At 72.3% G+C, this 25,010-nt stretch carries 26 protein-coding genes and 1 pseudogene; 11 read left to right on the plus strand and 16 right to left on the minus strand.

The window, feature by feature from the left end; genetic code table 11:
* Positions 1-101 precede the first annotated feature (101 nt).
* Positions 102-1,712, plus strand: a complete 1,611-nt coding sequence (gene qcrB / locus HII36_RS38525; protein WP_173528267.1) for a cytochrome bc1 complex cytochrome b subunit — start codon at positions 102-104, stop codon at positions 1,710-1,712.
* 42 nt (positions 1,713-1,754) lie between these two features.
* Here qcrB and HII36_RS38530 read toward each other — a convergent pair whose 3' ends face one another.
* A complete protein-coding gene (locus HII36_RS38530; protein WP_173528268.1) occupies positions 1,755-2,501 on the minus strand; it encodes a class I SAM-dependent methyltransferase in 747 nt (248 codons plus the stop codon).
* Between the two features lie 133 nt (positions 2,502-2,634).
* Between HII36_RS38530 and HII36_RS38535 the strand changes: the two genes are divergently transcribed.
* Positions 2,635-3,549, plus strand: coding sequence for an aminoglycoside phosphotransferase family protein (locus HII36_RS38535; RefSeq protein ID WP_173528269.1), 915 nt, complete (start codon positions 2,635-2,637; stop codon positions 3,547-3,549).
* Positions 3,550-3,628: 79 nt separating this feature from the next.
* On the opposite strand, the gene HII36_RS38540 is transcribed toward HII36_RS38535, so the two are convergent.
* Both HII36_RS38540 and HII36_RS38545 read right to left on the minus strand, forming a co-directional pair.
* Positions 3,629-4,015, minus strand: coding sequence for a hypothetical protein (locus HII36_RS38540; protein ID WP_173528270.1), 387 nt, complete (start codon positions 4,013-4,015; stop codon positions 3,629-3,631).
* Between the two features lie 121 nt (positions 4,016-4,136).
* Positions 4,137-4,601, minus strand: coding sequence for a hypothetical protein (locus HII36_RS38545; protein ID WP_173528271.1), 465 nt, complete (start codon positions 4,599-4,601; stop codon positions 4,137-4,139).
* Between the two features lie 149 nt (positions 4,602-4,750).
* Between HII36_RS38545 and HII36_RS38550 the strand changes: the two genes are divergently transcribed.
* Positions 4,751-5,656: a bile acid:sodium symporter family protein gene (locus tag HII36_RS38550; protein ID WP_173528272.1), complete on the plus strand. Its 906-nt coding sequence runs from the start codon at positions 4,751-4,753 to the stop codon at positions 5,654-5,656.
* Here the strand turns inward: HII36_RS38550 and HII36_RS38555 are convergent.
* Positions 5,638-6,174 carry a dihydrofolate reductase family protein gene (locus tag HII36_RS38555; protein WP_173528273.1) on the minus strand — a complete coding sequence of 179 codons (537 nt, stop codon included), beginning with the start codon at positions 6,172-6,174 and terminating at the stop codon, positions 5,638-5,640. The genes HII36_RS38550 and HII36_RS38555 overlap by 19 nt on opposite strands.
* 28 nt (positions 6,175-6,202) lie before the next feature.
* Positions 6,203-6,547, minus strand: a complete 345-nt coding sequence (locus tag HII36_RS38560) for a DUF1330 domain-containing protein (protein ID WP_173528274.1) — start codon at positions 6,545-6,547, stop codon at positions 6,203-6,205.
* A 124-nt stretch (positions 6,548-6,671) separates the two neighbouring features.
* Between HII36_RS38560 and HII36_RS38565 the strand changes: the two genes are divergently transcribed.
* Positions 6,672-7,880 (plus strand): alpha/beta hydrolase fold domain-containing protein, encoded by a 1,209-nt coding sequence (locus tag HII36_RS38565; RefSeq protein ID WP_173528275.1) that lies wholly within the window; start codon positions 6,672-6,674, stop codon positions 7,878-7,880.
* Between the two features lie 2 nt (positions 7,881-7,882).
* Here the strand turns inward: HII36_RS38565 and HII36_RS38570 are convergent, their stop codons facing one another.
* Entirely contained in the window at positions 7,883-8,494 is a 612-nt protein-coding gene (locus HII36_RS38570; protein WP_173528276.1) for a hypothetical protein, read from the minus strand.
* 134 nt (positions 8,495-8,628) lie between these two features.
* Between HII36_RS38570 and HII36_RS38575 the strand changes: the two genes are divergently transcribed.
* Positions 8,629-9,813, plus strand: a complete 1,185-nt coding sequence (locus tag HII36_RS38575; RefSeq protein WP_173528277.1) for an acetate/propionate family kinase — start codon at positions 8,629-8,631, stop codon at positions 9,811-9,813.
* Here HII36_RS38575 and pta read toward each other — a convergent pair.
* The 5 genes from pta to HII36_RS38600 form a co-directional block, all read right to left on the minus strand.
* Positions 9,808-11,856 (minus strand): phosphate acetyltransferase, encoded by a 2,049-nt coding sequence (gene pta, locus HII36_RS38580; RefSeq protein ID WP_173528278.1) that lies wholly within the window; start codon positions 11,854-11,856, stop codon positions 9,808-9,810. The genes HII36_RS38575 and pta overlap by 6 nt on opposite strands.
* Positions 11,857-11,905: 49 nt before the next feature.
* Complete coding sequence (locus HII36_RS38585; protein WP_173528279.1) at positions 11,906-13,636, minus strand: SulP family inorganic anion transporter; 1,731 nt, start codon at positions 13,634-13,636, stop codon at positions 11,906-11,908.
* Between the two features lie 81 nt (positions 13,637-13,717).
* On the minus strand, positions 13,718-14,068 hold the full coding sequence (locus tag HII36_RS38590) for an ArsR/SmtB family transcription factor (RefSeq protein WP_173528280.1): 351 nt from the start codon (positions 14,066-14,068) through the stop codon (positions 13,718-13,720).
* On the minus strand, positions 14,065-14,286 hold the full coding sequence (locus HII36_RS38595) for a hypothetical protein (RefSeq protein ID WP_173528281.1): 222 nt from the start codon (positions 14,284-14,286) through the stop codon (positions 14,065-14,067). Before HII36_RS38595 ends, HII36_RS38590 begins: the two co-directional genes overlap by 4 nt.
* Before the next feature lie 116 nt (positions 14,287-14,402).
* Positions 14,403-15,401: an Acg family FMN-binding oxidoreductase gene (locus HII36_RS38600; protein WP_173528282.1), complete on the minus strand. Its 999-nt coding sequence runs from the start codon at positions 15,399-15,401 to the stop codon at positions 14,403-14,405.
* A gap of 179 nt (positions 15,402-15,580) precedes the next feature.
* Between HII36_RS38600 and HII36_RS38605 the strand changes: the two genes are divergently transcribed.
* The 3 genes from HII36_RS38605 to HII36_RS38615 all read left to right on the plus strand — a co-directional run bounded on the left by HII36_RS38605 (position 15,581) and on the right by HII36_RS38615 (position 17,899).
* Positions 15,581-15,760, plus strand: coding sequence for a hypothetical protein (locus tag HII36_RS38605; protein ID WP_173528283.1), 180 nt, complete (start codon positions 15,581-15,583; stop codon positions 15,758-15,760).
* Between the two features lie 173 nt (positions 15,761-15,933).
* On the plus strand, positions 15,934-16,368 hold the full coding sequence (locus HII36_RS38610; RefSeq protein WP_173528284.1) for a DUF6223 family protein: 435 nt from the start codon (positions 15,934-15,936) through the stop codon (positions 16,366-16,368).
* 136 nt (positions 16,369-16,504) lie between these two features.
* A complete protein-coding gene (locus HII36_RS38615; RefSeq protein ID WP_328808086.1) occupies positions 16,505-17,899 on the plus strand; it encodes an MFS transporter in 1,395 nt (464 codons plus the stop codon).
* A gap of 15 nt (positions 17,900-17,914) precedes the next feature.
* On the opposite strand, the gene HII36_RS38620 is transcribed toward HII36_RS38615, so the two are convergent.
* The 3 genes from HII36_RS38620 to HII36_RS38630 form a co-directional block, all read right to left on the minus strand.
* Positions 17,915-18,259 carry a DUF1622 domain-containing protein gene (locus tag HII36_RS38620; RefSeq protein ID WP_173528285.1) on the minus strand — a complete coding sequence of 115 codons (345 nt, stop codon included), beginning with the start codon at positions 18,257-18,259 and terminating at the stop codon, positions 17,915-17,917.
* A gap of 153 nt (positions 18,260-18,412) precedes the next feature.
* Positions 18,413-18,979, minus strand: coding sequence for a dihydrofolate reductase family protein (locus tag HII36_RS38625; RefSeq protein ID WP_173528286.1), 567 nt, complete (start codon positions 18,977-18,979; stop codon positions 18,413-18,415).
* Between the two features lie 144 nt (positions 18,980-19,123).
* The gene (locus HII36_RS38630; protein ID WP_173528287.1) at positions 19,124-20,029 is read right to left on the minus strand and encodes an LLM class flavin-dependent oxidoreductase; all 906 of its coding nucleotides are present in this window, start codon (positions 20,027-20,029) and stop codon (positions 19,124-19,126) included.
* A gap of 217 nt (positions 20,030-20,246) precedes the next feature.
* Between HII36_RS38630 and HII36_RS38635 the strand changes: the two genes are divergently transcribed.
* Both HII36_RS38635 and HII36_RS38640 read left to right on the plus strand, forming a co-directional pair.
* Positions 20,247-20,735, plus strand: coding sequence for a CAP family protein (locus HII36_RS38635; RefSeq protein ID WP_173528288.1), 489 nt, complete (start codon positions 20,247-20,249; stop codon positions 20,733-20,735).
* A gap of 233 nt (positions 20,736-20,968) precedes the next feature.
* Complete coding sequence (locus HII36_RS38640; RefSeq protein ID WP_328808087.1) at positions 20,969-21,910, plus strand: bile acid:sodium symporter family protein; 942 nt, start codon at positions 20,969-20,971, stop codon at positions 21,908-21,910.
* A gap of 48 nt (positions 21,911-21,958) precedes the next feature.
* Here HII36_RS38640 and HII36_RS58245 read toward each other — a convergent pair whose 3' ends face one another.
* Positions 21,959-22,534, minus strand: coding sequence for a TetR/AcrR family transcriptional regulator (locus HII36_RS58245; RefSeq protein WP_173528290.1), 576 nt, complete (start codon positions 22,532-22,534; stop codon positions 21,959-21,961).
* Between the two features lie 142 nt (positions 22,535-22,676).
* On the opposite strand from HII36_RS58245, the gene HII36_RS38650 reads away from it, so the two are divergent.
* Complete coding sequence (locus HII36_RS38650; protein WP_173528291.1) at positions 22,677-23,507, plus strand: SDR family NAD(P)-dependent oxidoreductase; 831 nt, start codon at positions 22,677-22,679, stop codon at positions 23,505-23,507.
* Positions 23,508-23,567: 60 nt separating this feature from the next.
* Here the strand turns inward: HII36_RS38650 and HII36_RS38655 are convergent.
* Positions 23,568-25,010 (minus strand): annotated as a pseudogene (locus HII36_RS38655) (hypothetical protein); the annotation flags it as partial.

Below are 25,010 nucleotides of genomic sequence, written 5' to 3' on the forward strand. Positions count from 1 at the left end.
GGACCCGCCCAGCGACCCGCCCAGCGATCCGTCCCTGGATGTCACAATCGCGCGCCCGCGGACGTCTTAGTGACGATCCGCGGAGAGAAGGGGAGTCGCCTATGCAGACCGGACCGAAGACGGTCCCCGGAGCCATCGGCCGGACATCGTCGTTCCTGGACGACCGCCTGGGGGCGGCCCGTCTGGTGAACCGCAACCTGCGCAAGATCTTCCCTGATCACTGGTCGTTCATGCTGGGCGAGATCGCCCTGTACTCCTTCGTCATCCTCCTGCTCACCGGCACGTTCCTCACCTTCTGGTTCAAGCCGAGCATGGAACACGTCATCTACGACGGCGTCTACGCGCCGTTGAAGGGCGTGGGGATGTCGCAGGCGTACGCGTCCACGCTGGAGATCAGTTTCGACGTGCGCGGCGGGCTGCTCATCAGGCAGATCCACCACTGGTCGGCGCTGCTGTTCATCGGCGGCATGATGGTGCACGCGCTGCGCGTGTTCTTCACCGGCGCCTATCGCAAGCCGCGCGAGCTGACCTGGATCATCGGTGTGACGATGCTCGCGCTGGCCCTGCTGGAAGGGCTGACGGGCTACTCGCTGCCGGACGACCTGCTGTCGGGGGCCGGGCTGCGCGTCACCGAGGGCGTGCTCATCTCGCTGCCGCTGGTCGGCACCTATCTGACGTTTTTCCTGTTCGGCGGGGAGTATCCGGGCGACGACGTCGTGCCCAGGTTCTACTCGCTGCACATCCTGCTGATCCCCGGGCTGCTGCTGGTGCTGGTGTCGGCGCACCTGGTGCTGATGTGGGTGCAGAAGCACACCCAGATGCCGGGCAGGAACCGCACGCACCGGAACGTGGTGGGCGGGCCGCTGTATCCGTCGTTCATGGCCAAGACGGCCGCGTTCTTCCTCTTCACACTCGCCGCGGTGTCGGGGCTGGGGACGTTCGCGCAGATCAACCCGGTCTGGTTGTACGGCCCCTACACCCCCGCCGACATCTCGGCGGGTTCCCAGCCCGACTTCTACCTGGGCTTCCTGGAGGGCGCGCTGCGACTGATGCCCGCCTGGGAGGTCAACCTGTTCGGCGCGTCCGAGTCGGGGACGGTGCCGCTGAGCGTGGTCATCCCCGCGCTGGTGCCGCTGGGCCTCGTCATCACCGGGATGCTGGTCTACCCGTTCGCGGAACGCTGGCTCACCGGCGACCACCGCGAGCACCACGTGCTGCAACGCCCGCGCAACCACCCGCACCGGACCTCGATCGGCATGTCGGTCGTCGTCTTCTACGGCGTGCTGTGGCTGCTCGGCGCCAACGACGAGCTGGCCGCCACCTTCCAGATCAGTCTCAACGCCATCACCCAGGCCGGACGCGTCCTGGTGATCGCCGGGCCGGCGCTGGCGTACGTGCTCACCTACCGGATCTGCCTCGGCCTGCAACGCTCCGACGCCGAGCTCATCGGGCACGGCGTGCCCAGCGGGGTGATCAGGCGCGGGCCGCAGGGCGCGTTCACCGAGGTGCACGCGCCGCTGGCGGAGGACGTCGAGGCGCACCTGCGCGGCAAGGAGCCGGTGCCGGTGCTGCTCGCCCATCACGGCGAAGGCCCCCCACCGGCCGGCGCGCGTGGTCCGCTCGGCCGGCTGCGGGCCCGGATGTCGGCGGCGTACGGCGGGGAGAAGGTGGTCCTGGACGAGAAGGAGCACGACCGCTCGCTCACGCGCTGAACGCCGAGCAGCGAAAGCCGAACCCCGAGCAGCAAGAAAGAGTCAGGCGATCAGCAGGCGAAGGCCGAGCTCCGCCGCGTCGAGATCGACGAGGTCGCGGTTGCGCTCGGCCCACCGGCCCGACGCCAGGTCCGCCCGGAGGTCGTGCACCGCGCGCCGCTCGGCCTCCGGCCCGACCCTGGCCCAGACCGACACGCCGCGCCGGACGTCCTCCTCCAGGTACGCCTCCGGCCGGCGCCAGTGGGCCTCGAAGAAGCCGTCGACGCAGTCCCACGGGATGGTCACGGGTTCCAGCCTGGCTCCGATGGCCTCGGCCAGCTCGGTCACCGCGGGCCGGCCGGTGATCAGGTCCGCGACCTCGGGCAGGTAGTCGCGGGTGAGCCAGAACCGGCGCAGCCAGCCGGCGTCGCTGGTGTCGTGGGTGAACACCACCACGCGGCGGGCGACCCGCCGCATCTCGCGCAGCCCTGCGATCGGGTCGGGCCAGTGGTGGATGGAGGAGACGGACATGGCCGCGTCGAAGGACTGGTCGTCGAACGGCAGCGAGTCCGCGGTTCCGGCCAGGCAGGGCGGCGCGTCCGCCGGGCGCTGCGAACGCATGAGCGCCGACGGCTCCACCGCGAGCACGTAGCGGTCGGACGGCTCGTAGGAGCCGGTGCCCGCCCCGACGTTCAGCACCGTCCTGGCCTCGCCGAGCGCGGCCCAGATCCGCGCCGCGATGCGCGGCTCGGTGCGCCGGGTCTGGGTGTAGGTGGCTCCGATGGTGTCGTACAACTGCGTGCTTGACATGGACACTGCCTTCCTGGCCGTCGTCGTCGCCCCGCACCGGGCCCGGGGGCCTGCGCGGGGTGCCGTCTGAACGCCGTTCCAGCCTATTTGATCAAGCCTGAAGTCGCGCTCGGCTGCTCTACTGTTACATCGGATGACGCACACCGAGATTGAGATCACCGCGGAGCTGGTGCGTGAGCTGCTCCGCGACCAGCACCCCGACCTGGCCGGCCGTCCGGTGCGGCTGGGTGCGCGCGGCTGGGACAACCAGCTCTGGCGGCTCGGTGACGACCTCGCCGTCCGGCTGCCCTGGGCGACGGAGAGCGCGGACGAGCTGCTGCGCAAGGAGCACGCCTGGCTGCCGGTGCTCGCGCCGCGCCTGCCGCTGCCCGTTCCCGTCCCGCAGCGGCTCGGCGAGCCGTCGGCGCGGTTTGCGCGGCCCTGGATCGTCACCACCTGGGTGCCGGGCGAGCCCGCCGACCGCGCCCCCGTGACGCGCGGCGAACAGGCGGCCGACGCCCTGGCCGCCTTCCTGACCGCGCTGCACCGGCCCGCCCCTGAAGGGGTGGACACCGCCGGCCGGGGCCGCGGCGGGCCGCTGGCCGCCGGCGCCGAATGGTTCGGCCGGCAGCTCGACTCGGCCGCCGAGCTGGGACTCGTCCCCGACCCTGACGCCGTCCGCGCGATCTGGGCGGACGCCGCCGCCGCGCCCGGCTGGGCGGGGCCGCCGCTGTGGGTGCACGGCGACCTGCATGCGGCCAACGTCCTGACCGCGGACGGCGCGCTCTGCGGCGTGGTCGACTTCGGCGAGCTGTTCGCCGGCGATCCGGCCTGCGACCTCGCCGCCGCCTGGACCCTGCTGCCGGACGGCGCCGCCGACCGCTGCCTGGCCGCCTACCGGCCGGCCCCGGACGCCGCGACCCTGCGCCGCGCCCGCGGCTGGGCGGTGATCCGCGCCCTGGCCTGCCTGCACGTCGGACACGCCGGGGTGCACGGCCGCCCGGGCGGCAAGCCCACCTGGGGCCCGCCCGCCCAGGCCGCGCTACGCCGTGTCATCGCGACCCCCTGACATCGCACCGGCCTGGCATCGACACGGGCGGGCCCGCCGCGCCATCGGCTCGGCGGGCCCGCGTCAAGCGTTCAGTACCTCACGGGTTGCCCGATCGGCAGGTCGGCGAGGTGCGGAACTCGACCGTCGCCCCGGTGGCGTCGGAGATCACCGCGCGGATGTCGTACCTGAACGTGGGCTGGCAGCCGATGCCCACGAACCTGCGATTGTCGTAGGACGCCAGGTGGAAGCCGTTGACGAACCAGCGAATGGAGACAGGCGCGACAGCGCCGTTGAACGAGACCTCGCACAGGAACCGCCGCGCGAGCGCCTCACAGCTGGACGGGCCCAGGGTCAGGGCCATCGCGGTGGCCGAGCGCGGCGCCGCGCTCGACTCGGCGGACGCGCTCGAAGCGAGCGCGCCGGGGAGTGCCAGCGATCCTGCGGCCAGCAGGGCGGCGAGGCCGATGGTACGTAACGTGCGCATTCCTGTCTCCTTCTGTGCGGTGACGGAGTCGGTGTCGCCATGGCGGGGATCATCCCGTCCATCCCTAGCTTCGCCGCCAGAACCGTCCCGGATGAAGACCGAGGCCGATTCCGGACACCGGTCAGGTGGTGCCGGAACTGACGGGTCCGCACGAACCGGGGCGGATCGTGTTGGTGCTGTAGTCGCCCAGGCAGGTGTGGAAGTAGATGCGCTGGCCCTCGCCGACGTCGCCGTAGGACCGTTCGGTGCACTTGCCGGCGCCGCCGGTGTGCCACTTGTTGGGGTACGCGCGGGTGCCGATGTCGGCGACCACGACGATCGACCACCCGTCGGCGGACCGGTCGCAGACCCACATCTTGTCACCGTCGGCCATCCAGCGGCCGAAGCCGGAGCCCCAGCCGTCGCCGGTGTAGCAGCCGTAGGCCGTGCAGGCGTCCGGGGCGGCGGCCGCCGCCGCGGCCGGCTCCGGGTCCTGGACGGATGCCGCCGCCCCGGTGACGCCGAGGGCGGTCTGTGCCCCGCCGAGCACCAGAACGCTGGAGAGCACGGCGCCGAGAGTGAACAGCCCGGCGATCGATCGACGCATATTGGACCTCTTCCTTCCGGTTTGTCGTATCGCGCCGAGTCTGGGCCGGGCCGTGTTGAGTTTCCGCTGACGATGTGTTGAGTCCTGTCGGCGGGGCCTCCCGACAGGTATAAATCGATCAGGCTGCGCCACCCCTCGAAGGACTTCTCATGAGCTCGTCCCTGGCCGGTGTCTTCCTCCCCGCGGCGCTCTCCGTGATCATGTTCGGGCTCGGCCTGGGGCTCGTCGTCGCGGACTTCCGGCGCGTGGTCGTCCATCCCAGGGCCGCGCTCGTCTGCCTGTCGTGCCAGATCGTCCTGCTGCCGCTGGTCTGCTTCGGGCTGGTGGTGGCCTTCGACCTGCCTCCGGCGCTCGCGGTGGGCATGATGCTGCTGGCCGCCACGCCCGGCGGCACCACGGCCAACCTGTACAGCCACCTCTTCGGCGGGGACGTGGCGCTGAACGTGAGCCTGACCGCGGTCAACTCCGTCCTGGCCGTGGTGACGCTGCCCCTGGTCACGAACCTCTCGCTCGGCCACTTCCTCGGCGACTCGGGCGCGGTCGGCCTGCGGTTCGACAAGTCCGCCCAGGTCTTCGCGCTCGTGCTGATCCCGGTCGGGCTCGGCATGCTGGTCAAGGCCCGTTCCCCCGCGTTCGCCGGCCGGATGGACCGGCCGGTCAAGGTGCTGTCCTCGATCATCCTGGCGGCGGTGATCGTGGGTGCGGTGATCGAGGAGAAGGACCGGCTGGCCGGCTACCTCGGCGCGGTCGGCCTGATCACGCTGCTGTTCAGCGTCATCAGCCTCACCGTCGGCTACTGGGCGCCCCGCCTGGCCGGGGTGGCGCCCAGGCAGGCGATCGCCTCGTGCATGGAGATCGGCATTCACGGCAGCGCGCTGGCGATCGCCGTCGCGCTCAGCCCGTCGCTGCTGGACAACGCAGAGATGGCGATCCCGGCCGCCGTCTACGGCGTGCTGATGTTCTTCACCGCCGCCGCGGCCGGGCTACTCCTCAGGCGCGCGGCCGGGGCCGATCCCCGGGCCGGCGCCCGTTCCCGTCAGGAGGCGGGGCGGTAGACCAGGTCGAGCACCCCGGTCGAGAACGCCTGGCTGTGCACCAGCTCCAGCTTCTGCGTCATCCCGTCCTCGAACAACTTCTGGCCCGAACCGACCGCGACCGGGTGCAGCAGCAGCCGCAACTCATCCAGCAACCCGTTGACCAGCAGCCAGCGCACCGTCACCGTACTGCCGGTCATCAGAATGTCCCCGTCCACGCTCTCCTTCAGCTGCCGCACCGCCCCCGCCTCGCCCGGCAGCACCGTCGTGTTCTTCCACGACGGATCACGCAACGTACTGGAGATCACGTACTTCGGGATGTCGTTGAAGTAGCTCGCGTACGGCTCGTCGGTGCTGGTCGGCCAGTACGCCGCCCACCCGTCATAACCCTTGCGTCCCATCAGGAACGCCTTGTTCCTCTCCATCCCCGCACCGATGACCGCCATCATCTCGTCGTTTATGTACGACATGTGCCAGCTCTCCGGCGCCTCCACGACACCGTCCAGCGCGATGAAGAAGTTGGCGACGATCTTGCCCATGACTGTTTCCTCTCGGGGTTGCGTGTGTTCAGCTCTCTGCGGACTGCCGCAGGGCGGCCGCGAATGCGGCCGCGTCGTGGTCCGGCGCCACGCCTTCCACCAGGACGGCCACGCCGTCGATGTGCCGGGTGCGCAGCGGCAGGATCTCCTGGTATTCCGGGGAGTCGTACCAGCCCCTGGCGCGGGCGAGGTCGGGGAACTCGATGACCACGACCGTCCCTGGCCACTGTCCTTCCCGCACGTCGACCTGGGGTCCGTGGACCAGGAAGCGTCCCTGGAAGGGGTCGAGCGTGGCCTGGATGCGTTCCATGTACTCCAGGACGTCCGGGTGAAGGGCGGGGGTCTTCAGATGCGCGATCGCGTATGCGGTCATGGTGTCCCTCCTGCTCGGGCTGCGACCAGCCTGCCAGCGACACCGGGGCGAACGGAAAGGCCGAGCGTGCATGACGGTGGTGCACGCGACGCATGACGGGCCGTGCGCGCGGCCATAATGGGGCATGGACGCCACCCAGGACAGCCCTGCCGGGGCGGTGCTGCCCCTCCCCCAGGCCCCCGACGCGATCGAGCTGCGCCACCTGAGGTCGTTCGTGGCCGTGGCCGACGAGCTGAACTTCGGGCGCGCCGCCACCCGCCTCTACCTGTCCCAGCCCGCGCTGAGCAGGCAGATCCGGGCGCTGGAACGGCTGGTCGGCTGCGAGTTGCTGCGCCGCAGCACGCACCGGGTGGAGCTCACGCTGGCCGGCGAGGCGTTCCTGGACCGGGCCAGGGAGATCCTCGCCGGGCTGAACGACGCCGTGGCCGTGACCCGGGCCCTGGGCGACGAGATGGCCGGCCGCATCGCCCGGCTGATGGAGCCGTGGACCACCATGATCGGCACCGCCGGGCTGCAGGAGTTACGCGAGAAGGACGAGGCGCTGCTGTCGGAGTTCTCGGTGCCCGCCGAGGTCGACGTCCGCTCGGTCAACGCGGGCGGCGTGCCGTCGCTGGTGCTCACCCCCGGCCCCGAGCGTCCCGTCACGCTGCTGCACCTGCACGGCGGCGGCTACGCCCTGGGGTCCGCCTACGGCTACCGGGCGATGACCGGGGCGTTGTGCGTGGCCACTGGCGCGGCCGCGCTGCTGCCCGAATACCGCCTGGCCCCGGAGCACCCGTTCCCGGCTGCGGTGGACGATGCGGTCCGGGCCTACCGGTGGCTGCTGGACAGGACCGCCGATCCCGCCGCGCTCACCGTGCTGGGCGACTCCTCGGGCGGCGGGCTGACCATGTCGCTGCTGGCCACGCTGCGCCGCCAGAACCTGCCCTTCCCTGGACGGGTCGTCCTGCTGAGCCCCTGGCTGGACCTGACCTGCCGCCTGCTCGCGGAGGCCGGCCCTTCGGCGGTTCTCACGCTCTGCCTGGAATGCGCCGATCACTACCTGGCCGGGCATCCCGCCGACGACCCGCTGCTCGACCCGCTGGCCGCGGACCTGTCCGGCTACCCGCCGATGCTGGTGCAGGTGTCGGCCGGCGATCCGCTGGTCACCGACGCCCGTCGGCTGGCCGAGCACGCCCGCGCGCACGGGGTGGACGTCGAGCTCGACCTGTATCCGATCGACGCGCACGTCTTCCATCACTTCTGGTCGTTCCTGCCCGAGGCGGCCACCGCGCTCAGCCGCATCGGCGCCTTCGTCTCCGGCGCCCGACCACCCCGCGCCGTGAACCTCTGAGGCTATTCGACCCACCACCAGCCGCCGCCGAGGTCGATCGCCGGTTCGCCGAGGTCGCCGGGCGCGGTCTGGATCAGGGTCTGTGTCCGGGTCACCGCCTGCGGGCTCCCGCCGCCTCGCAGGTAGGCGAAGCCCTCGCCGTACTCGCCGCGCCAGTCGACGAACACCGGGAAGTAGAGTGCGCCGGGCTGGGCCTCCGCCTCGCCGTCCATGACGAGATACGACATCCATGGCTGGACCTCGATCGGCCGGCCGCTCTCGTAGTCGGCGGCGAGTTCGGCGAAGCCGGCTTCGCCGAGCCACAACACGCTCCTGACGTGGGCGAGCGTCCAGTCGGTCGTCCACAGGAGGGCTCCGGCGGCCACCGCGATCGCCAGCCCGGCGGCGGCCCGCCCGTAGGACCTGACCGCGAGGTACGAGACCACGGCCGCGATCGACCACAGCACGGCCCACGTCCAGCCGGCCCCGATCACGAGGACGGCGAACAACCCGATCGCGTGAAAGATCGGGATGAACAGGAAGTAGCCGGCGCCCAGCACGATCCAGCCGATGACGGCCATCGTGCGGCGCGCCGCCAACCGGCGGGCGGCCTTCGCCCGGAACGAGCGCGACATGTGAGGAGTCTCCGGGCGCGTCGGGCGGCCGCGCCACCTATCGAGGCGTACTTTCACTCTATGTGCACCGTTTCCGCACATCGCCCGGGGCGCCGCCGGGTGCGGCCGCGTGCGCCGGAAATAGGCTCAGGGGCATGGCCGACCGCATTCTCGTGCTGAACACGGGATCCTCATCCATCAAGTACGAGCTCGTCGACCCGCGCACCAGGGAACGCTCGGCCAAGGGGCTCGTCGAACGCATCGGGCAGGAGCAGGGACGGCTCACGCACCGCGGCGGAGATGGGCGGCCGTACGTCCTCGATCGCCCCTTTCCCGGTCACCGCGAGGGGCTGGAGGCGATGCTGGCGGCGTTCGACGCGGCCGGCCCGGAACTGGCCCCGGTCGCGGTGGGGCACCGGGTGGTGCACGGCGGCACCAGGTTCGGCACGGCGGTGCTGGTCGACGACGAGGTGATCGCCGCGATCGAGGAACTGGCCCCGCTCGCGCCCCTGCACAACCCGGTCAACCTGACCGGCATCCGGCTGGCGGGCACGGTGTTCCCCGGGGTGCCGCAGGTGGCCGTGTTCGACACCGCCTTCCACCGCACGCTGCCGCCGGAGGCCTACACGTACGCGGTGCCGGACGAGTGGCGTGAGCTGGGCGTGCGCCGGTTCGGCTTCCACGGCACCTCCTGCGCGTACGTCTCACGCCGCGCCGCCGCCGTCCTGGGCCGCGACCTGGCCGGGCTCAACCTGATCGTGCTGCACCTGGGCAACGGCGCCAGCGCCACCGCCGTCTCGGACGGGCGCAGCGTCGACACGTCCATGGGCATGACGCCGCTGGAAGGGCTGGTCATGGGCACCCGTTCGGGCGACGTCGATCCGGCGCTCGCCGGTTACCTGGCCCGTACCCGCGGGCTGGAGGCCCAGCAGGTGGAGCACGCGCTCAGCCACCGGGGCGGGCTGCTCGCGCTGGCCGGGTCGAGCGACATGCGCGAGGTACGCGCCCGCGACGACGACGCGGCCCGGCTGGCGCTCGGCGTCTACACCCGGCGCATCCGCAAATACGTCGGCGCCTACTACGCCCTGCTCGGACGGGTCGACGCGATCGTGTTCACCGGCGGCGTGGGCGAGCACGACGCGGCCACCCGCGCGCAGTCCCTGTCCGGGCTCGACCGGCTCGGCATCACCGTCGACGCCGCGCGCAACGAGGCGGAGTCCACCGGCGAGCGGGCGGTCTCGCCGCCCGGGGCCGAGGTGCCCGTCCTGGTCATCCCCACCGACGAGGAAGGGGAGATCGCCGGCCAGACCTTCGCGCTCCTGACCGGCCCCGCCTCATGAGAGACCAGGGTCGGCCGGCTCGTCGCGCACCTGCGCGGCCGTGACGGCGACCGTGGTGACGATGTCGGCCACGGTCGCGCCCCGCGACAGGTCGTTGACCGGCTTGCGCAACCCCTGCAGCACCGGCCCCACCGCGACGGCCCCGGCGCTGCGCTGGACCGCCTTGTACAGGTTGTTGCCGGTGTTGAGGTCCGGCACGACGAAGACGGTGGCGCGGCCGGCCACCCGGCTGTCGGGCATCTTGGCCAGCGCCACGGTGGGGTCGACCGCGGCGTCGTACTGGATCGGGCCTTCCACCTGCAGTTCCGGGCAGCGTTCTCGGACCAGTTCGGTCGCGGCGCGTACCTTGTCGACGTCCGCGCCGGTGCCCGAGGCGCCGGTCGAGTACGACAACATGGCGATCCTGGGCTCCACGCCGAACCGGGCGGCGGTGCGGGCCGAGGCGATCGCGATGTCGGCGAGTTGCTCGGCGGTCGGGTCGGGGTTGACCGCGCAGTCGCCGTACACCAGCACCCGGTCGGCCAGGCACATGAAGAACACGCTGGAGACCAGGCCCAGGCGCAGGATCTCGAACGCCGGCCTGATCGTGTGCGCGGTGGTGTGCGCCGCGCCCGAGACCATGCCGTCGGCCATGCCGGCGTGCACCATCAGCGTGCCGAAGTAGGAGACGTCGGTGACGGTGTCGCGGGCCAGCTCGACGGTCATCCCCCGGTGCGCCCTGGCCTCGGCGTAGCGGCGGGCGAACCGTTCGCGCAGCTCCGGGTCGAACGGACTGAGCACCCTGGCCGCGCCGAGGTCGAGGCCGAGTTGGGCCGCCTGGGCCCGGATCCGCTCGGCGTCGCCGAGCAGGGTCAGCTCGGCCACGCCGCGCCGCAGCAGGATGTCGGCCGCGCGCAGGATGCGCGGCTCCTCACCCTCGGGCAGGACGATGTGCCTGCGCCTGGCCCGCGCCCGGTCCAGCAGCTCGTACTCGAACATGAGCGGCGTGACCACGTCGGTCTTGGCGATGTCGAGGCGTTGCAGCAGCTGCCCGCCGTCGACGTGCTCGGCGAACAGCCGCAGCGCCGTGTCGATCTTCCCGCCGGCCGCGGGCGTGAACCGGCCCTCCACGGCCGACAGGCGGGTCGCGGTGTCGAAGGTGTCGTGGTCGGTGGCGATCACCGGCAGCGGGATCTCCATGCTGCGCAGCAGCCGCTCGACCGGGGCGGGCAGATCCGTGCCGCCGGTGAGCACCACCGCCGACAGCGCCGGGAAGTCCGGCGCCGCGTGCGCCGCGATCAGGCCGGGCAGCAGCGCGGCGGCCCGGTCCGACGGGATGATCACGGCCGCGCCCTCGGTGTAGCGCTTCAGTATGCCGGGCAGCGACATCGCGCCCACCATCAGCGTGGCGGCCTCGCGGCCGAGCCCGTCGCGCTCGCCGAGGAAGAACCTGCCGTCGCAGGCGTCGAGCAGGTCGGCCACCGTCGGCGCGCGCAGGGACGGCGTCTCCGGCAGCACGAACACCGGCGTCGGATGGTCGATCGTGAGCCGCTCGCCGGCCCGCGTCACCACGACCGCGAGCTCGCCGGCGTGCTGGTGCGCCAGCTCCCTGGACGACAGCTCGACGGCGGCGGCGATCTGCGCCGGCGTCCTGCCGCGTCCGCTCACCACGTTGACCACGGGGGTGCCCAGGTCGGCGGCCAGCCTGGCGTTGAACCCGAACTCCGTCGGCGCGCCCACGTCGGTGTAGTCGGTGCCGACCACCACCACGGCGTCACACCGCTCGGCGAGCGCGCGGTAGCGGGCCACGACGTCCCCTGCCGCCCGCTCGGCGTCGGCGTGCACCTCGTCGTAGGTGACGCCGGCGTACGCGTCGTGGGGCAGGGCGAGCTGGAACCTGCTCCGGACGGTGTTGATCAACGCGTCCTCGCGGCCCGCCCGCACCACGGGACGGAACACCCCGACGCTCTCCACCTGCCGGGACAACAGGTCGACCAGCCCGAGGGCGACGGTGGCCTTGTTGCTTCCCGCCTCGCCCGCGGCGACGTATACAGCGCGTGTCATGGCACTCATTCTCGGCGTACCCGGCCGGGCCGCGGGTTCGGCGCGGCCGTCACGCGAGCGCGTTCTCCGGCGGCGGGGGCAGGATGCCCGCGCTGTGCAGGTGGTGGCGGGCGGCCGCGATGGCCTCCGGGGTGCTGGCGAAGACGCGTCCGGCCCGGTCGAGCCGCGCGACGGCGCCCAGCGCCTGGAGCGGCTGGTGGTGACCGTCGCGGATGCCGGACACGTAGACGGCGATGCCGCGCCGCTCCAGCCGCGCGATGGCGTCGCCGAGGACGAGTGCGCCGCTGGCGTCGATGGTGGTGACCCGCGACATGCGCAGGATGACCACGGAGACGTCGGCGACCTCGGACAGCTCCAGCAGGAAGCGGTGCGCGGCGGCGAAGAACAACGGCCCGTCCAGCCGGTAGGCGACGATGTGCTCGGCCAGCAGCGCGTGCTCCTCGTCGCTGTGGTCGTCGGGCAGGTCGGGGTGCAGCGGCATCACGTCCAGCCGGACGTCACGCGCGATGGCGCGCAGGGCCAGCGCGCCGGCCACGACCAGGCCCAGGATGACCGCGGCGACCAGGTCGAGCGCGAGCGTGGCGGCCGCGGTCAGCACCAGCACGACGGCGTCGGCCCGGGTGGAGCGCAGCATCGCCTTGACCGAGCCGACCTCCACCATGCGCACCGCCGTGGCCAGCAGCACCCCGGCCAGCGCGGCCAGCGGAATGCGGGCGACCAGGCCCGCCGCGCTGAACACGATCACGGCCAGGATCGCGGCATGGGCCAGCGCGGCCAGCCTGGAGGAGGCGCCCGAGCGGACGTTGACCGCGGTGCGGGCGATGGCGCCGGTGGCGGGCACGCCGCCGAACAGCGGGGCGACCAGGTTGGCCAGGCCCTGGCCGAACAGCTCCCGGTCGGGGTCGTGGCGGTGGCTCACGCTCATGCCGTCGGCGACGGCGGCCGACAGCAGCGATTCCAGCCCGGCCAGCGCGGCGACCGCGACCGCCGGGGCGATCAGCGAGCCGAGCGCGCCGACGTCCAGGAAGGCCAGCGAGGGGGCGCCCAGCCCGGCGGGCAGCTCGCCGATGCGGGCCACCGGCAGCTCGACCAGCTCCGCCGCCGCGGTGGCGGCGGCCACCGCCAGCAGGGAGAACGGCACGCCGGGACGCCACCGGCCGCCGGCCAGCATCACCGCGGCCACGACCAGGGCCAGGCCGGCGGCGACCCAGTTCGGGTGCGCGGCGAACTCCGTGACCGCCTGCCAGGCCACCAGCACGACCTTGTCGCCGTCCGGCGTCGGCACGCCGAGCGCCGCCGGGACCTGCTGGAGGCCGATCACGCAGGCGATGCCGATCGTGAAGCCCTCCACGACCGGCGCGGGGACGAGCGCCATGTACCGGCCCGCCCTGGCCCAGGCCAGCGCGATGAGCATGAGCCCGGCCAGCACGCCGACCGTCAGCACCCCGGACGCGCCGTGCGCGTGCATGATCGGCACCAGCACGACCGTCATCGCGCCGGTGGGGCCGGACACCTGCAGCGCCGACCCGCCGAAGACGGCCGCCAGCGCGCCGGCCACCACCGCGGTGACCAGCCCGGCCTCGGCGCCCAGCCCAGAGGAGATGCCGAAGCCGAGGGCCAGCGGCAGTGCCACGATCGCCACGGTCAGGCCGGCCAGCAGGTCACGGCGCGGGTGGCGGGCCATGGCGGCCAGCCCGTCGCGATCGGGCAGGATCGCCCGCAGCCGCGCGGGCAGGACCGAGCGCCCGCGGGACCGCCCCCTCGGGGCTCGGACGTTCATGCGGCTTCCTCGCGTGCCCTGGCGTTCACGGCTTCCCTGGGTGCCCTGGCGTTCATGCGGCGTCCTCGCGTGCCCTGGCGTTCATGCGGCCCCGCTCTCCGTCTTGCCTCGCAGCAGCTCGTTCAGCAGCTCGCTCTGCCCCGACAGCTTGGCGGTCAGCAGCTGCCTGGCCGCGCGCAGCAGTTCGGCCACGTCGCCGCCGGACAGGGCGTACACCACGGTGGAGCCTTCGCGGTGCGCGCTGACCATGCCCGACCGGCGCAACACGGCCAGGTGCTGTGACAGCCCGGTCGGTTCGACCTCGATCTCGGCCAGGAGGTCGCGCACCGGCATCGGCCGTTCCTGCAGCAGTTCCAGCACCCGGATCCGGACCGGGTGGCCGAGCAGCCGGAACAGTTCCGCCTTGGCCTCGTACAGCGGCACCGACGTCATCGGCCCACCCCCTCGCCCCGCCCTGGCTCCTCCGGTGCGGCGTCCTGCGGGTCGAGCGTGACGTCCACGCCGTGCGTGCGGGCCAGCCGTATCAGGTGCTCCCATTCGCCTTCGGCGAGGATCGCCCCGTGGGCGTCGCCGTCGCGGCGGGCCGCCCGCAGCGCCGACTCGGCCAGGCGCACTCGTTCCCTGATCGCAGCGGCGAAAGCCTCGCTCACGTCACACCCTCACCCACGTGTCCCGGTCCCTTTGAGATGGTTCCTCCGAGCTTGAGCAATTGCGAAGTTTCGCAATTACTTCTCAGTGTAACCCAACGCCCCGGGGACGACGTGGCTCAGCGCGTGACGTCGTCCGCCGAACGCCGTACGGAGCCCTTGACGTCGAAGGTGACGCCCAGCCGCATGATCATCTGCGGGTACTCCCCCGAGCACACCTCCACCCGCAGGAACTCGCGCAGCAGGTCCGTCTCCAGCGCCTGGGTGTGGAAGGCGGCGCTGACCCCGTGCGCGGCGGCCAGCAGCAGCACATGCTGCAGCGCCTGCCCGGCGGCGATCCACTCCTGGCGGGAGTCGGCGCGGGTGGTGAGCAGGGCCACGACCCCGGTCGAGGTGCCCGCACCCTGGCCCCCACTCCGGCCCGTGCCCTGGTCGCTGCTGCCCCAGTCGTGGCGCCAGGCGTAGTCGCGCTGCGCGAAGGGCGGATCCGTGGCCGTGGCCCGGCGCGGGTAGCCGTCGGCGGGCACGCCGTCGGTGCGGCTGCTGCCCGGCGGACGTGCCCAGCTGATCACCTCCAGGCTGAGGCGCCGGTCCCGGGCCTGCACGCCCTGCGCGGCCCGGGTGAGCCCAGCAAGCACCGCCACCGCCTCTGGCTCGCGCACCGGGGTCAGCCTGGCACCCTCGGCCATCGCGGCCTTCACCAGCGAGTCGAGCAGTTCGTCCGGCACCGGCACGTCGGCGAACCCCGCCCGGTGCGTACGCCGCCGCTCGATCTCGGCGCCGAGCACCCGGGCCGTCGCGTCGGCCTCGCCCTGTTCGCCCGCCCGGACCGTGGCCAGCAGCGACGGCCGGTCCGGGTCGGGCAGCACGCGGACGACCGGCCGGTGACCTTCGCGGGCCAGCGCGGCCCGCAGGGTGAACAGCGCGGCCCCGCAACTGATGAGCAGTTCCCGTCCTGCGGTGTCGCCGACCCGCAGTTGCCTGCCGGTGTCGGCCTTGAGTCCGATCTCGTCGCCTGACACGGCGAACGTCCAGGGCTGGGTGTTGTGCACCGACGGCGCCCAGCGCGCGGCCGCCACCGCCGCGTCCAGCGTCTGCTTGACGGAACGAACGGTCATGACGCCACCTCCTGCGAGTCCCGGATCCACTGTCACCGGCGCGTCCACCGTCCGGACAGGGACCTTCGGCCCCGGCCCGAGGGACCTCCGGCACCACGGCACGCCCGCCCGCAGGTATCAGCGGCACCCACTGGATGCTCATTCAGTCAGGGGTCCAGGAAACCGAGAGGTGAATGATCATGTCCGGCAGGCGGATGTTCATGGATTCACCGGCGCTTGAGGCCGAACTGCTGACGCTCAAGAACCGGGTGGACGAACTGGAGGAGGAGGTGCGCACGCTGACGGCGGCCAATCTGGCCCTGGTACGCGGGCTGGAACACCTGCAGCGCGTCTCGGCCCGATCGGCGTTCACCGGCTGACGGCGGCACGCGGGAACCACGACCACCGGGCGCGGCACTTGCGCGTCCGGTCGCTCTCGCGTGTGATCTACGTCATGGAAACCGGATGTCACGGACCATGAGATCGGCTACGTCTTCCCGGTGAGGAAACCCGCTCAGGCGACGTGCGATCGCCGGAAGGCAAGGAGCATCCCATGGACGTGCATTCCCCGTCAGCCGCCACCGCCGCGCTGCTCGCGCAGGCGGACGCGCCCGGCTACCTCTACCTCAGCGCCGGGCGGATCGGCGCCATCGTGGCCGCCCTGATCGGGCTGGCCGGCGTGATCATCGGCGGGCTCGCCCTGGGCCGTTCCACCGGCCGCATCGGCCGCTCCGGCCGGGTCTCCCGCCTCGCCCACCTCGCCCGCTTCGGCGGCGACGGACGGCGCGGGGCCGTCGTGGCCCTGGTCGCGGGGCTGATCGGCCTCGCGCTCGCCGGGGTGACCATGGCCACCTCCGACGGCGGCATCGGCACCGGCAACGGACTCGCGGGGGCCTACGTGGCCGCGCTGGTGGCCGTGACGGGCACGGCGCTGGGCGGAGTGGCGTTCGCACGCAACCGCCGCGAGGTGCCGATCCACCGCGCATGACGAGGTCGTCGCGAGGTACCGATTCACCGCGTATGACGAGATCATCGAGCACCGTCCGCCGGATTCGCGGAGAGAGACCGCGGGCCGCGCGGGCGGCGCTCGCCTGCGAACGACTCGAACGGGAAGGAACGCGCCGGTGTCCACCCCCCACCCGGCCCGCACGGGCGGACGCACCTGGGTCCTGCTGCTCGTGCTGTGCGGCACGATCTTCCTGGAGGGCAGCGACGTCGCCATGCTGGCCGTCGCCGTCCCCGCCATCCGCGCCGACCTGGGCCTGACCACCGGCGCCGCGTCCTGGGTGATGAGTGGCTACGTGCTCGGTTACGCCGGCTGCACCCTGCTCGGCGGCCGGGCCGCGGACCTGCTGGGCCGGCGGCGGATGTTCCTGACCTGGCTCGGCGTCTTCCTGGTCTTCTCCGCGCTGGGCGGTTTCGCGACCGACGGCTGGATGCTGGTGGTGGCCAGGTTCGTCACCGGCGTGGCGGCGGCGTTCATGACGCCGGCGGCCATGTCGATCATCACCACGTCGTACCCGGAGGGGCCGCAGCGCAACAAGGCCCTGCTGGTCTTCGCCGGCGTCGGCGCCGGCGGCTTCTCGCTCGGCCTGGTCATCGGCGGGCTGCTGACCGAGCTCGGCTGGCGCTGGGTGTTCTTCGCCCCGGTGTTCCTGGCCGCCGCCATCCTGGTCGCGGCGATCAGGCTGCTGCCCGCCGAGGCTCGCCCCGGCGCCGCGCGGCACGGCTACGACCTGGCCGGCGCGGCCAGCGCGGCCGCCGCGATGTTGCTGCTCGCCTACGGCATCGTCAGGATCGAGCATCGCGGCGAAGGGCTCGGGCTGACGCTCGGTGCGCTGGGCTGCGGGCTCGCGCTCGTGGCGGTGTTCGTCGTGATCGAACGGCGGGCCGAGGCGCCGCTCGTCCGGCTGGGGATCTTCAGGAAGAGCGCGATGGTGCGGGCCAACGTCAGCGCGATGCTCTTCCTCGGCGCGTTCTTCGGCTTCCAGTTCATCGTCACGCTCTACCTGCAGGAACTGCGCGGCTGGTCGCCGCTGCAGACCGCGATCGCCCTGATCGTGATGGGCTGCGACGCCGTGCTCGCGCCGACGCTCACGCCCCGGCTGGTGAACAGGTACGGCCACACCCGGGTGATCGTCGGCGGATTCCTGCTGGCGATCGTGGCCTACGGGCTCTTCCTGCTGGTCGAGATGGACTGGTCGTACGCCGCCATGTTCCCGACCCTGTTCCTGTCGGGCGTCGCCTTCGCCCTCGCCTACGGCCCGCTGACCATCGCGGCCACCGAGAGCGTGGCGCCGGAGGAGCAGGGGCTGGCCGGGGGCCTGCTCTACACGTTCACCCAGTTCGGTTCGGCGGTCGGGATCTCCGCGGTCACCGCGGTGTACGGCTTCGCCGCGGTCGGCGCCGGCGGCGCCCCGGACCTGGTGCTGGCGGCCTACCGGTCGGCGCTGGTCGTCCCCGCGGTGATGGTGTTGCTGGGCGCGGCGATCGCGGCGTACGGCCTGCGACGCCGATAGCGGCGACCGGCCGGCTCAGCCGTCCAGTGGCTTGTGCCAGGGCCAGCGGCCCTCCAGCTCCACCTGGAGCGAGAAGCTGAGGAACGTCCTGACCAGCACGACGGCGGCCAGCACGCCGACGGACTGGAACGTCGGCGCGATGGCCACCGTCTTGATGATGTCGGCGGCGACCAGCAGTTCCAGGCCGAGCAGCAGGGTGCGCCCCACCGCACGGCGATAGGCGGGGTAGGTGCCCGCCTCCTGCCGCCGGGCCACGCGGCCGCAGAAGACGACGCTCGCGATGATCGTCCCGCCCACGATGACCAGCACCCCGAACAGGTCGAGCAGCGTGCCGGCCATCTCGATGAACTGCTTGACCATCAAGGCTCCGGCACGGCGCTGGAGGTGCGCGTCTGGCTCATCGGGTTCTCCACCGGCCTGGGACGTCCCTTCTCGTACGAAGGCGTGCCCCGAGACCTCCCCGGGCGAAATGCCGGACGGCGCAAATTCGCGGTCAAGTCGCGAGCTGTCCGGCTATTTCTTGATCTCGTAGCGCAGCAGCGCGAGGCCGTTCTCGAACCCGGTGGCCTCGATCAGCTTCAGGTCCTGCCGCTCCGCGAAGACCCGCGTTCCCCTGCCGAGCGACACCGGGCAGACCAGCAGCTGGACCACGTCGACGACGCCGGCGTCCAGCAGGGAGCGCATGAGCGTCAGGCTCCCCCACAGCCAGAGGTCCTTGCCGCGCCGCTCCTTGAGCTCGCGGACGGTGGCGACCGGGTCGCGCGTCACCGTCGCGGCCGGGAAGTCGCCCCAGGGTGCCTCGGCCAGCTTCGCCGAGGCGACGAACTTGGTGAGGCCGTTGAGCTTCTCGCCGTATTCGCCCTGCTCGTGGGCGTGTGGCCAGTAGCCCTTGGCCTGGGCGTAGGTGTTCGCGCCGAGGATCATCGTGTCGACCGAGTCGATGAACCCCATCAGGCGCTCCTTGAACGCGGGCTCGGTGGCGTCGGAGAAGGGCTCCCCCGACACGAATCCGAGCCCGCCGTCCTCCTCCGCGGCGATGTTGTCGACGGTGACCCACTGCTGGACGACGAGTTTGCGCATCACTGACCGTGCCTTTCGGATCGTCATGGCGGCTGCCACGGCTGGGACGGAGCCGGGGCGGCGTTCTCGACATCACGGCCCGAGATTTCCGCTCGGCCGCGCATCGAGCAGCGCATCGGGCAGCGCATCGGGCGGCGCGGCGTCCTAGTGCGCCAGGTGTGCCCTGATCTCGCCGATCAGCTCGATCTGACCCAGGAAGTCGTACCCGTCGATCGCGAATCCGATCTCGTCCACGCCGGCTTCGGCGAAGGCGGCCACCCGTTCGGCCGCCTCTGCCGGTGAGCCGGAGACGGTGGCCTCGCGTATCTCGTCCGGGGAGAGCCGGAAGAACCGCGACAGCCGCGCCTCCATCGCCTGCCGCGCCTCGCGGTCGTCGCCGAGCACCGTGTGGACGCCCAGGTCCACGAACGGCACCGGCCTGCGGTATTCGTCCGCGAATTCGCGCAGCCGGCTCAGGGCCGTCCTGACCTGGGCGGGCGTCAGCGCGGACGGCACCCAGCCGTCGGCGAACCGCGCCACCCGGCGCAACGCCGCCTCGCCGGTGCCCGATCCCACCAGCAGCGGCGGCACGGACGTCCCCGGCGCCAGCGTGACCTCCACCCGCTCCGCCCCGACGGCGGTGGGCCTGCCCGCGATCAGCCCGGGCAGCGTGCGCAGCGCCTCGTCCGTCAGCCGGCCCCGTCCGGTGCTCGGCGCTCCGACGGCGGTCCAGAACGGCGATCCGGGGAATCCGCCGAGGCCCAGGCCCAGGCGCACCCGTCCGCGCGACAGGTACTGCAGCGTCTGCACCTGCGCCGCCATCATCGCGACCGGACGCGTGGGCACGGACAACACGCCGAAGTCGAGCATCACCCGCTCGGTGACGGCGGCGGCGGTGGCCAGCGCGACGACGCCCTCCAGCGCGAGCGTCCCGTCGCCGACGAGCACGTCGGAGGCGCCGACGCTGTCCAGCCCGGCGGACTCGGCCAGCCGCGCCGCCCGGGCCACGCCCTGCGGGCCCAGCGTCTCGATCTCCTGCATGGTCGGCAGCCCGACCCCGAATCTCACCATGCCCTCCACCCTGCAACCTCAACTCGGGTTGACCTCAAGCGCGGCGCCGTGCCGGATGTCCGATGTCGGACAGCGGCCGAGCCTGGGCGGAAGCCTCCGGACGGCGCACGATGAGCGGCAGGCGGGCCACCACCTCGGCCGCCGGCCGCCGGTGACGGGCGACGAGCAGCGGTCGCGATCCGGCGGGAGTCCCCCTATCGCTGCTTGAGGATGTCTCATGCCAGGAACCCGCCCCGCGCTCCCCGACGCCACGACGCCGGAGTTCCAAGCCGAAGCCCTCGCCGAGGCCAACGCCTACCGGGCCAAGCATCACGCGCCGCCGCTGGTCATGGACCCGGAGCTCAACGCGTACGCCAAGGAGCGGGCCGCCTCCCGCTCGGAGTACGACGCGCTCGACGCCGGCCACGACGGGCTGCGCGCGCAGACCGGGGAGAACATCTTCTGGGGCGGCGGTTCCGCGGCCCTGCCCGGATCTGACGCGGTCAGGTCCTGGTACGACGAGATCTCCGCCTACGACTTCGCCGCCGCCCAGTTCTCCTCCGCCACCGGCCACTTCACCCAGCTCGTCTGGAAGGCCAGCACCAGGGTCGGCATCGCCCGGGCCGCGGGGCAGGGCGGCGAGTACTTCGAGACGTACGTGGTGTTCGTGTTCGAGGAACGCGGAAACATGAAGGGCGCCTTCGCGGACAACGTCCTGCCCGCCTGACCGCCACCTCTCACCCGGGCCTTCCCGCCCATCAGGTACCCCAGGTCACGTTTCCCGCCGGGTCGCGTGGCAGGCCGCCCTCCGCTCTCCGTCAGAGACGTGAGACGGAACGCCGCGACCTCGCCGAACCCGGCGGGACGTGCCATCCCACCAGCGCGGCGGCGGGTTTCGGCCCGCTCGGACCGAACAAAGCTCGACCAGGGCCTTCGTTTTGGTGCTCCTTGCCGGTATAAATCCGATCAACCCGGGCCACACCTCCCGAAGGACACCACATGACTTCGTCCCTGGCCAGTGTCTTCCTCCCCGCGGCGCTCGCCGTCATCATGTTCGGCCTCGGCCTCGGACTCACCATCGCGGACTTCCGCCGCGTGGTCGTCTACCCCAGGGCCGCGCTCGTCTCTCTGTCATGCCAGATCGTCCTGCTGCCGCTGGTCTGCTTCGGGCTGGTGGTGGCCTTCGACCTGCCGCCCGCGCTCGCGGTGGGCATGATGCTGCTGGCCGCCTCACCCGGCGGCACCACCGCCAACCTCTACAGCCACCTCTTCGGCGGGGACGTGGCACTCAACGTCAGCCTGACCGCGATCAACTCCGTCCTGGCCGTCGTCACCCTGCCCCTGGTCACCAACCTCTCGCTCGGCCACTTCCTCGGCGACTCCGGCGCGGTCGGCCTGCAGTTCGACAAGACCGCCCAGGTCTTCGCCGTCGTGCTGATCCCCGTCGCGCTCGGCATGCTGGTCAAGGCCAGGTCCTCGGCCTTCGCCGACCGGATGAACCGGCCGGTCAAGATCCTGTCCGTGGTCATCCTGGCCGCCGTCATCGTCGGGGCGGTCATCCAGGAGAAGGACAACCTCGCCGGCTACATCGGCGCCGTCGGCCTGATCACTTTCCTGTTCAGCGTCATCAGTCTCACCATCGGCTACTGGGCGCCCCGCCTGGCCGGGGTGGCGCCCAGGCAGGCCATCGCCTCCTGCATGGAGATCGGCATCCACAACAGCACGCTGGCCATCGCCGTCGCGCTCAGCCCCACGCTGCTGAACAACGCCGAGATGGCGATCCCGGCCGCCGTCTACGGCGTGCTGATGTTCTTCACCGCCGCCGCGGCCGGGCTCCTCCTCAGGCGCGCGGCCGCCGCCGACCCCCAGCCGGACGCGCCCGGCCTGCCCTCCCGGGGCTGACGCCCGGAGCCGGGCTCGCGGGCCGACGATGATCGGTGGTGATCGGGGTCAGGTACGCGGGCCCGCGCCGTGCAGCAGGGTGTCGATGATGCGGGCGGCGAGCGCGTCGGGGTCGGCGCCGTCGGCGCTGCCGTGCAGCGACTCCCCGATCAGGGCGTAGTAGACCCGGCGCACCCACTCCAGGTCGGCCGCCTCGTCGATGAGCTTGTCGGCCTGGGCCCGCCGCAACACGCCGATGCAGCGGCGGGCGACGTCCTGCTGCAGGAGCGCGGCCTCGCCGCCCGGCTCCGCCGGCAGCCCCAGCGCGAACGCCCACGCGCTCTTCACCTGGAGCACGTTGGCGGTGATCCGGTGCATCGCGACCAGCGGCGGCGCGGTGTCGGGCCGGCCGTCGTCCACCGCCCGGGCCAGCTGCCTGGCCGCGGACGAGGCCAGCGCGTCGATCAGCGCCTGCCGGTTGGCGAACCGCCGGTGGATCGTGGTGCGGGCGACCCCGGCGACCGCGGCGATCTGCTCCATGGACGCGCCGGGATCTTCGGCGAGCACCCGTTCGGCCGCCTCCAGGATCGCGCGCACGCTCCGTTCCGCGTCCGCACGCAGGGATCGCCCGGCCGTCTCACTCATCACGCCTCCTGTCATGCCCATTTGACCAGGTACACGATACAGGCTCGACCTGGCCCGAGCATTAACCGCATCAGAGGTGTTGCAATTACGGTGATTACTGATACGTTCTCCTACCAGTTGATACCGACTGAAGGAGAAACCGATGAACCGCACCGCTCTCATCACCGGCGCCTCGTCCGGCCTCGGCGCGGAGTTCGCCGCCCAGCTCGCCGCCGGCGGGCACGACGTGATCCTGGTGGCCCGCTCCGGAGACCGGCTGACCGCGCTCGCCGAGCGCCTGACCGCCGAGCACGGCGTCCGCGCGCACGTGCTGGTCCAGGACCTCGCCCAGCCGGACGCGGCCCGCCGCGTCGCCGGCCAGGTGACCGCCCGCGGCCTGAGCGTCGACCTGCTGGTCAACAACGCCGGCTTCGGCACCTGCGGCCGCTTCGAGGAGATCCCCGCCGAACGCGACCACGACCAGCTCATGGTCAACGTCGTCGCGCTGGTCGACCTCACCCACGAGCTGCTGCCCGCCATGCTGCGGCGCGGCCGCGGCGCGGTGATCAACGTCGCGTCCAACGCCGGTTTCCAGCCTTCGCCGTACTTCGCCGTCTACGGCGCGGCCAAGTCCTTCGTGCTGAACTTCGGCCTGGCCCTGCGCCAGGAGTACCGGCGGCGCGGCATCCGCGTGCTCACCCTGTGCCCCGGCCCGGTCGAGACCGCCTTCTTCGACACCATCGGCACCCGTAACGCGGCCGTCACCGGCTCGATGACCACCCCTGAGCCCGTCGTCCGCGCCGCCCTGCGGGCGCTGGAGCGTGACCGCGGCTACGTCGCCCCCGGGTTCGGCAACGCGCTGGCCGCGCACCTGACGCCGCGCCGGCCGCGCACCCTGGTCGCCGCCATCGCCGAACGCATCACCCGCAAGGCCCTGACCCCCGCGCCCGCCGCTCCCTCCGCCACCTCGCCCGTTTCTGAGCACGTCGCATGAGATCCTCCGCCGCGCCGCGCCGGCTCGGCCCCGGTCGCGGCGGCGGCCGGGGCTCGTCGATCACTTGTGGACGAAGTAGCACGCGGTGTAGATGAAGCCGGGCTTGATGCTCCAGGTGTGGCCGTCGTCGCTGCCGTCACGTTTGACCAGCAGGTAATACTTCCCCTTCGGCAGCCGCAGCGTCGTCTTCGGGTAGGAGCGCGACCCGCGGCAGCCCCGGGAGTCGCCGGCCTTCTCGCTCGGGTAGACCTTGCACGTGCGGCAGCTGTTCAGCACGAACCGCCCGGTCTTCGGCCCGGTGTAGAGGATCTCCACCTTGCCCTTGCCGTCGTTGCGGAAGGTCACCGTCATCCGCGCGCCGCGCGGCGGCTTCACCCGCGGCAGGCTCCTGCCCGCCTTCTTGCTCGTCCGGTCGGCGATCTCCGCGGCGATGGCGATCTGCCTGGCGCGGGCCGCCTGCCGGCTGTCCTTGTACCGCTTGGCGTAGTCGGCCAGCGTGGCCCGGGCGGCGGCGAACTTCTTCTTCTTGAACTCGCGTACGCCGCAGTCGAAGTGGGCGCCTTGCATGATCTTGCCCGTGCCGTCGGCCAGCGCGCCGGCGTAGTCGGCCGAGATCTCCGCGAAGACCGCGCCCGCGTTGCGCAGCGTCGGGCGGGCGCCGCACGGATCACCGGCCGCGGCCTTCCTCAGCTCGGCGACCTTGTCCTCGAACAACTTCCTGGACTTGGCCAGGTACGGCGAGTCCGGGGCCTCGTCGGCCAGCTGGTTGAACTGCGCGGCCGAGGTGACGACCAGGTCCGCGCCCGCCTCGCTGTTCAGGTCGTCCTCGAACCGCTGGGCGCCGCATTCGTGCAGGGAGTGCGCGAGCGGTTCGTCGGCCCAGCCGGCCCGGTCGCCGAGCAGCGCCGGGTCCACCCTGGCGGGCAGGCCGCGCAGGTAACGCAGGATCGGCTGGGCGTCGCAGTACCGGCCGCCGGTGTACGGCCGGGTGGCCGTTTCGTACAGCTTGGCGATCCCGTCCGGCACCTGGCGGGCCGCGCGGCTGCCGGCGTGGTTCTTCGCCAGGTCCGCGTAGATCTCCAGCGCGTCGTCGAACGTCACCTGGCTCGCCCGGCCGACCAGCCGGCCGGCCTCGGCGAGCCGGCCGAGCTGCAGTTGCTCGTACGCCTCCTGCCGCGCCGCGCGCTGCATCGAGTCGTGTACGACCACGGCCGAGACCGGCATCGCCAGCAGCGCCAGCGCCAGCGGCAGCGCGACCGGGACCAGCCGGTCCCCGGCCGGCGAGGGCGGCCCGGCCGCCGCCCGCCAGGCGCCGTGCACGGCCGACGCCACCGCCACGACCAGCCAGAGGACGGGTACGACCGCCGGAATCCCGTCGGCCTCGACGGGCAGGGCGGCGACCACGGTCACTCCGGTGACCGCCAGGCATCCCGCCATCGGTAACCAGCGGCCGAGCAGCAGATATCCCAGCCCCAGACCGGACAGGTTCAGCAGCGCCACCGC

The organism is Nonomuraea antri, assembly GCF_013283785.1.
In the GTDB taxonomy this organism is placed as follows: Bacteria; Actinomycetota; Actinomycetes; order Streptosporangiales; family Streptosporangiaceae; genus Nonomuraea; species Nonomuraea antri.

Bases quoted from the DNA above. Each gene is read 5' to 3' on its own strand.
- qcrB (WP_173528267.1), top strand. From the start codon at position 102: ATGCAGACCGGACCGAAGACGGTCCCCGGAGCCATCGGCCGGACATCG.
- HII36_RS38530 (WP_173528268.1), bottom strand. From the start codon at position 2,501: ATGTCAAGCACGCAGTTGTACGACACCATCGGAGCCACCTACACCCAG.
- HII36_RS38535 (WP_173528269.1), top strand. From the start codon at position 2,635: ATGACGCACACCGAGATTGAGATCACCGCGGAGCTGGTGCGTGAGCTG.
- HII36_RS38540 (WP_173528270.1), bottom strand. From the start codon at position 4,015: ATGCGCACGTTACGTACCATCGGCCTCGCCGCCCTGCTGGCCGCAGGA.
- HII36_RS38545 (WP_173528271.1), bottom strand. From the start codon at position 4,601: ATGCGTCGATCGATCGCCGGGCTGTTCACTCTCGGCGCCGTGCTCTCC.
- HII36_RS38550 (WP_173528272.1), top strand. From the start codon at position 4,751: ATGAGCTCGTCCCTGGCCGGTGTCTTCCTCCCCGCGGCGCTCTCCGTG.
- HII36_RS38555 (WP_173528273.1), bottom strand. From the start codon at position 6,174: ATGGGCAAGATCGTCGCCAACTTCTTCATCGCGCTGGACGGTGTCGTG.
- HII36_RS38560 (WP_173528274.1), bottom strand. From the start codon at position 6,547: ATGACCGCATACGCGATCGCGCATCTGAAGACCCCCGCCCTTCACCCG.
- HII36_RS38565 (WP_173528275.1), top strand. From the start codon at position 6,672: ATGGACGCCACCCAGGACAGCCCTGCCGGGGCGGTGCTGCCCCTCCCC.
- HII36_RS38570 (WP_173528276.1), bottom strand. From the start codon at position 8,494: ATGTCGCGCTCGTTCCGGGCGAAGGCCGCCCGCCGGTTGGCGGCGCGC.
- HII36_RS38575 (WP_173528277.1), top strand. From the start codon at position 8,629: ATGGCCGACCGCATTCTCGTGCTGAACACGGGATCCTCATCCATCAAG.
- pta (WP_173528278.1), bottom strand. From the start codon at position 11,856: ATGACACGCGCTGTATACGTCGCCGCGGGCGAGGCGGGAAGCAACAAG.
- HII36_RS38585 (WP_173528279.1), bottom strand. From the start codon at position 13,636: ATGAACGTCCGAGCCCCGAGGGGGCGGTCCCGCGGGCGCTCGGTCCTG.
- HII36_RS38590 (WP_173528280.1), bottom strand. From the start codon at position 14,068: ATGACGTCGGTGCCGCTGTACGAGGCCAAGGCGGAACTGTTCCGGCTG.
- HII36_RS38600 (WP_173528282.1), bottom strand. From the start codon at position 15,401: ATGACCGTTCGTTCCGTCAAGCAGACGCTGGACGCGGCGGTGGCGGCC.
- HII36_RS38605 (WP_173528283.1), top strand. From the start codon at position 15,581: ATGTCCGGCAGGCGGATGTTCATGGATTCACCGGCGCTTGAGGCCGAA.
- HII36_RS38610 (WP_173528284.1), top strand. From the start codon at position 15,934: ATGGACGTGCATTCCCCGTCAGCCGCCACCGCCGCGCTGCTCGCGCAG.
- HII36_RS38620 (WP_173528285.1), bottom strand. From the start codon at position 18,259: ATGGTCAAGCAGTTCATCGAGATGGCCGGCACGCTGCTCGACCTGTTC.
- HII36_RS38625 (WP_173528286.1), bottom strand. From the start codon at position 18,979: ATGCGCAAACTCGTCGTCCAGCAGTGGGTCACCGTCGACAACATCGCC.
- HII36_RS38630 (WP_173528287.1), bottom strand. From the start codon at position 20,029: ATGGTGAGATTCGGGGTCGGGCTGCCGACCATGCAGGAGATCGAGACG.
- HII36_RS38635 (WP_173528288.1), top strand. From the start codon at position 20,247: ATGCCAGGAACCCGCCCCGCGCTCCCCGACGCCACGACGCCGGAGTTC.
- HII36_RS58245 (WP_173528290.1), bottom strand. From the start codon at position 22,534: ATGAGTGAGACGGCCGGGCGATCCCTGCGTGCGGACGCGGAACGGAGC.
- HII36_RS38650 (WP_173528291.1), top strand. From the start codon at position 22,677: ATGAACCGCACCGCTCTCATCACCGGCGCCTCGTCCGGCCTCGGCGCG.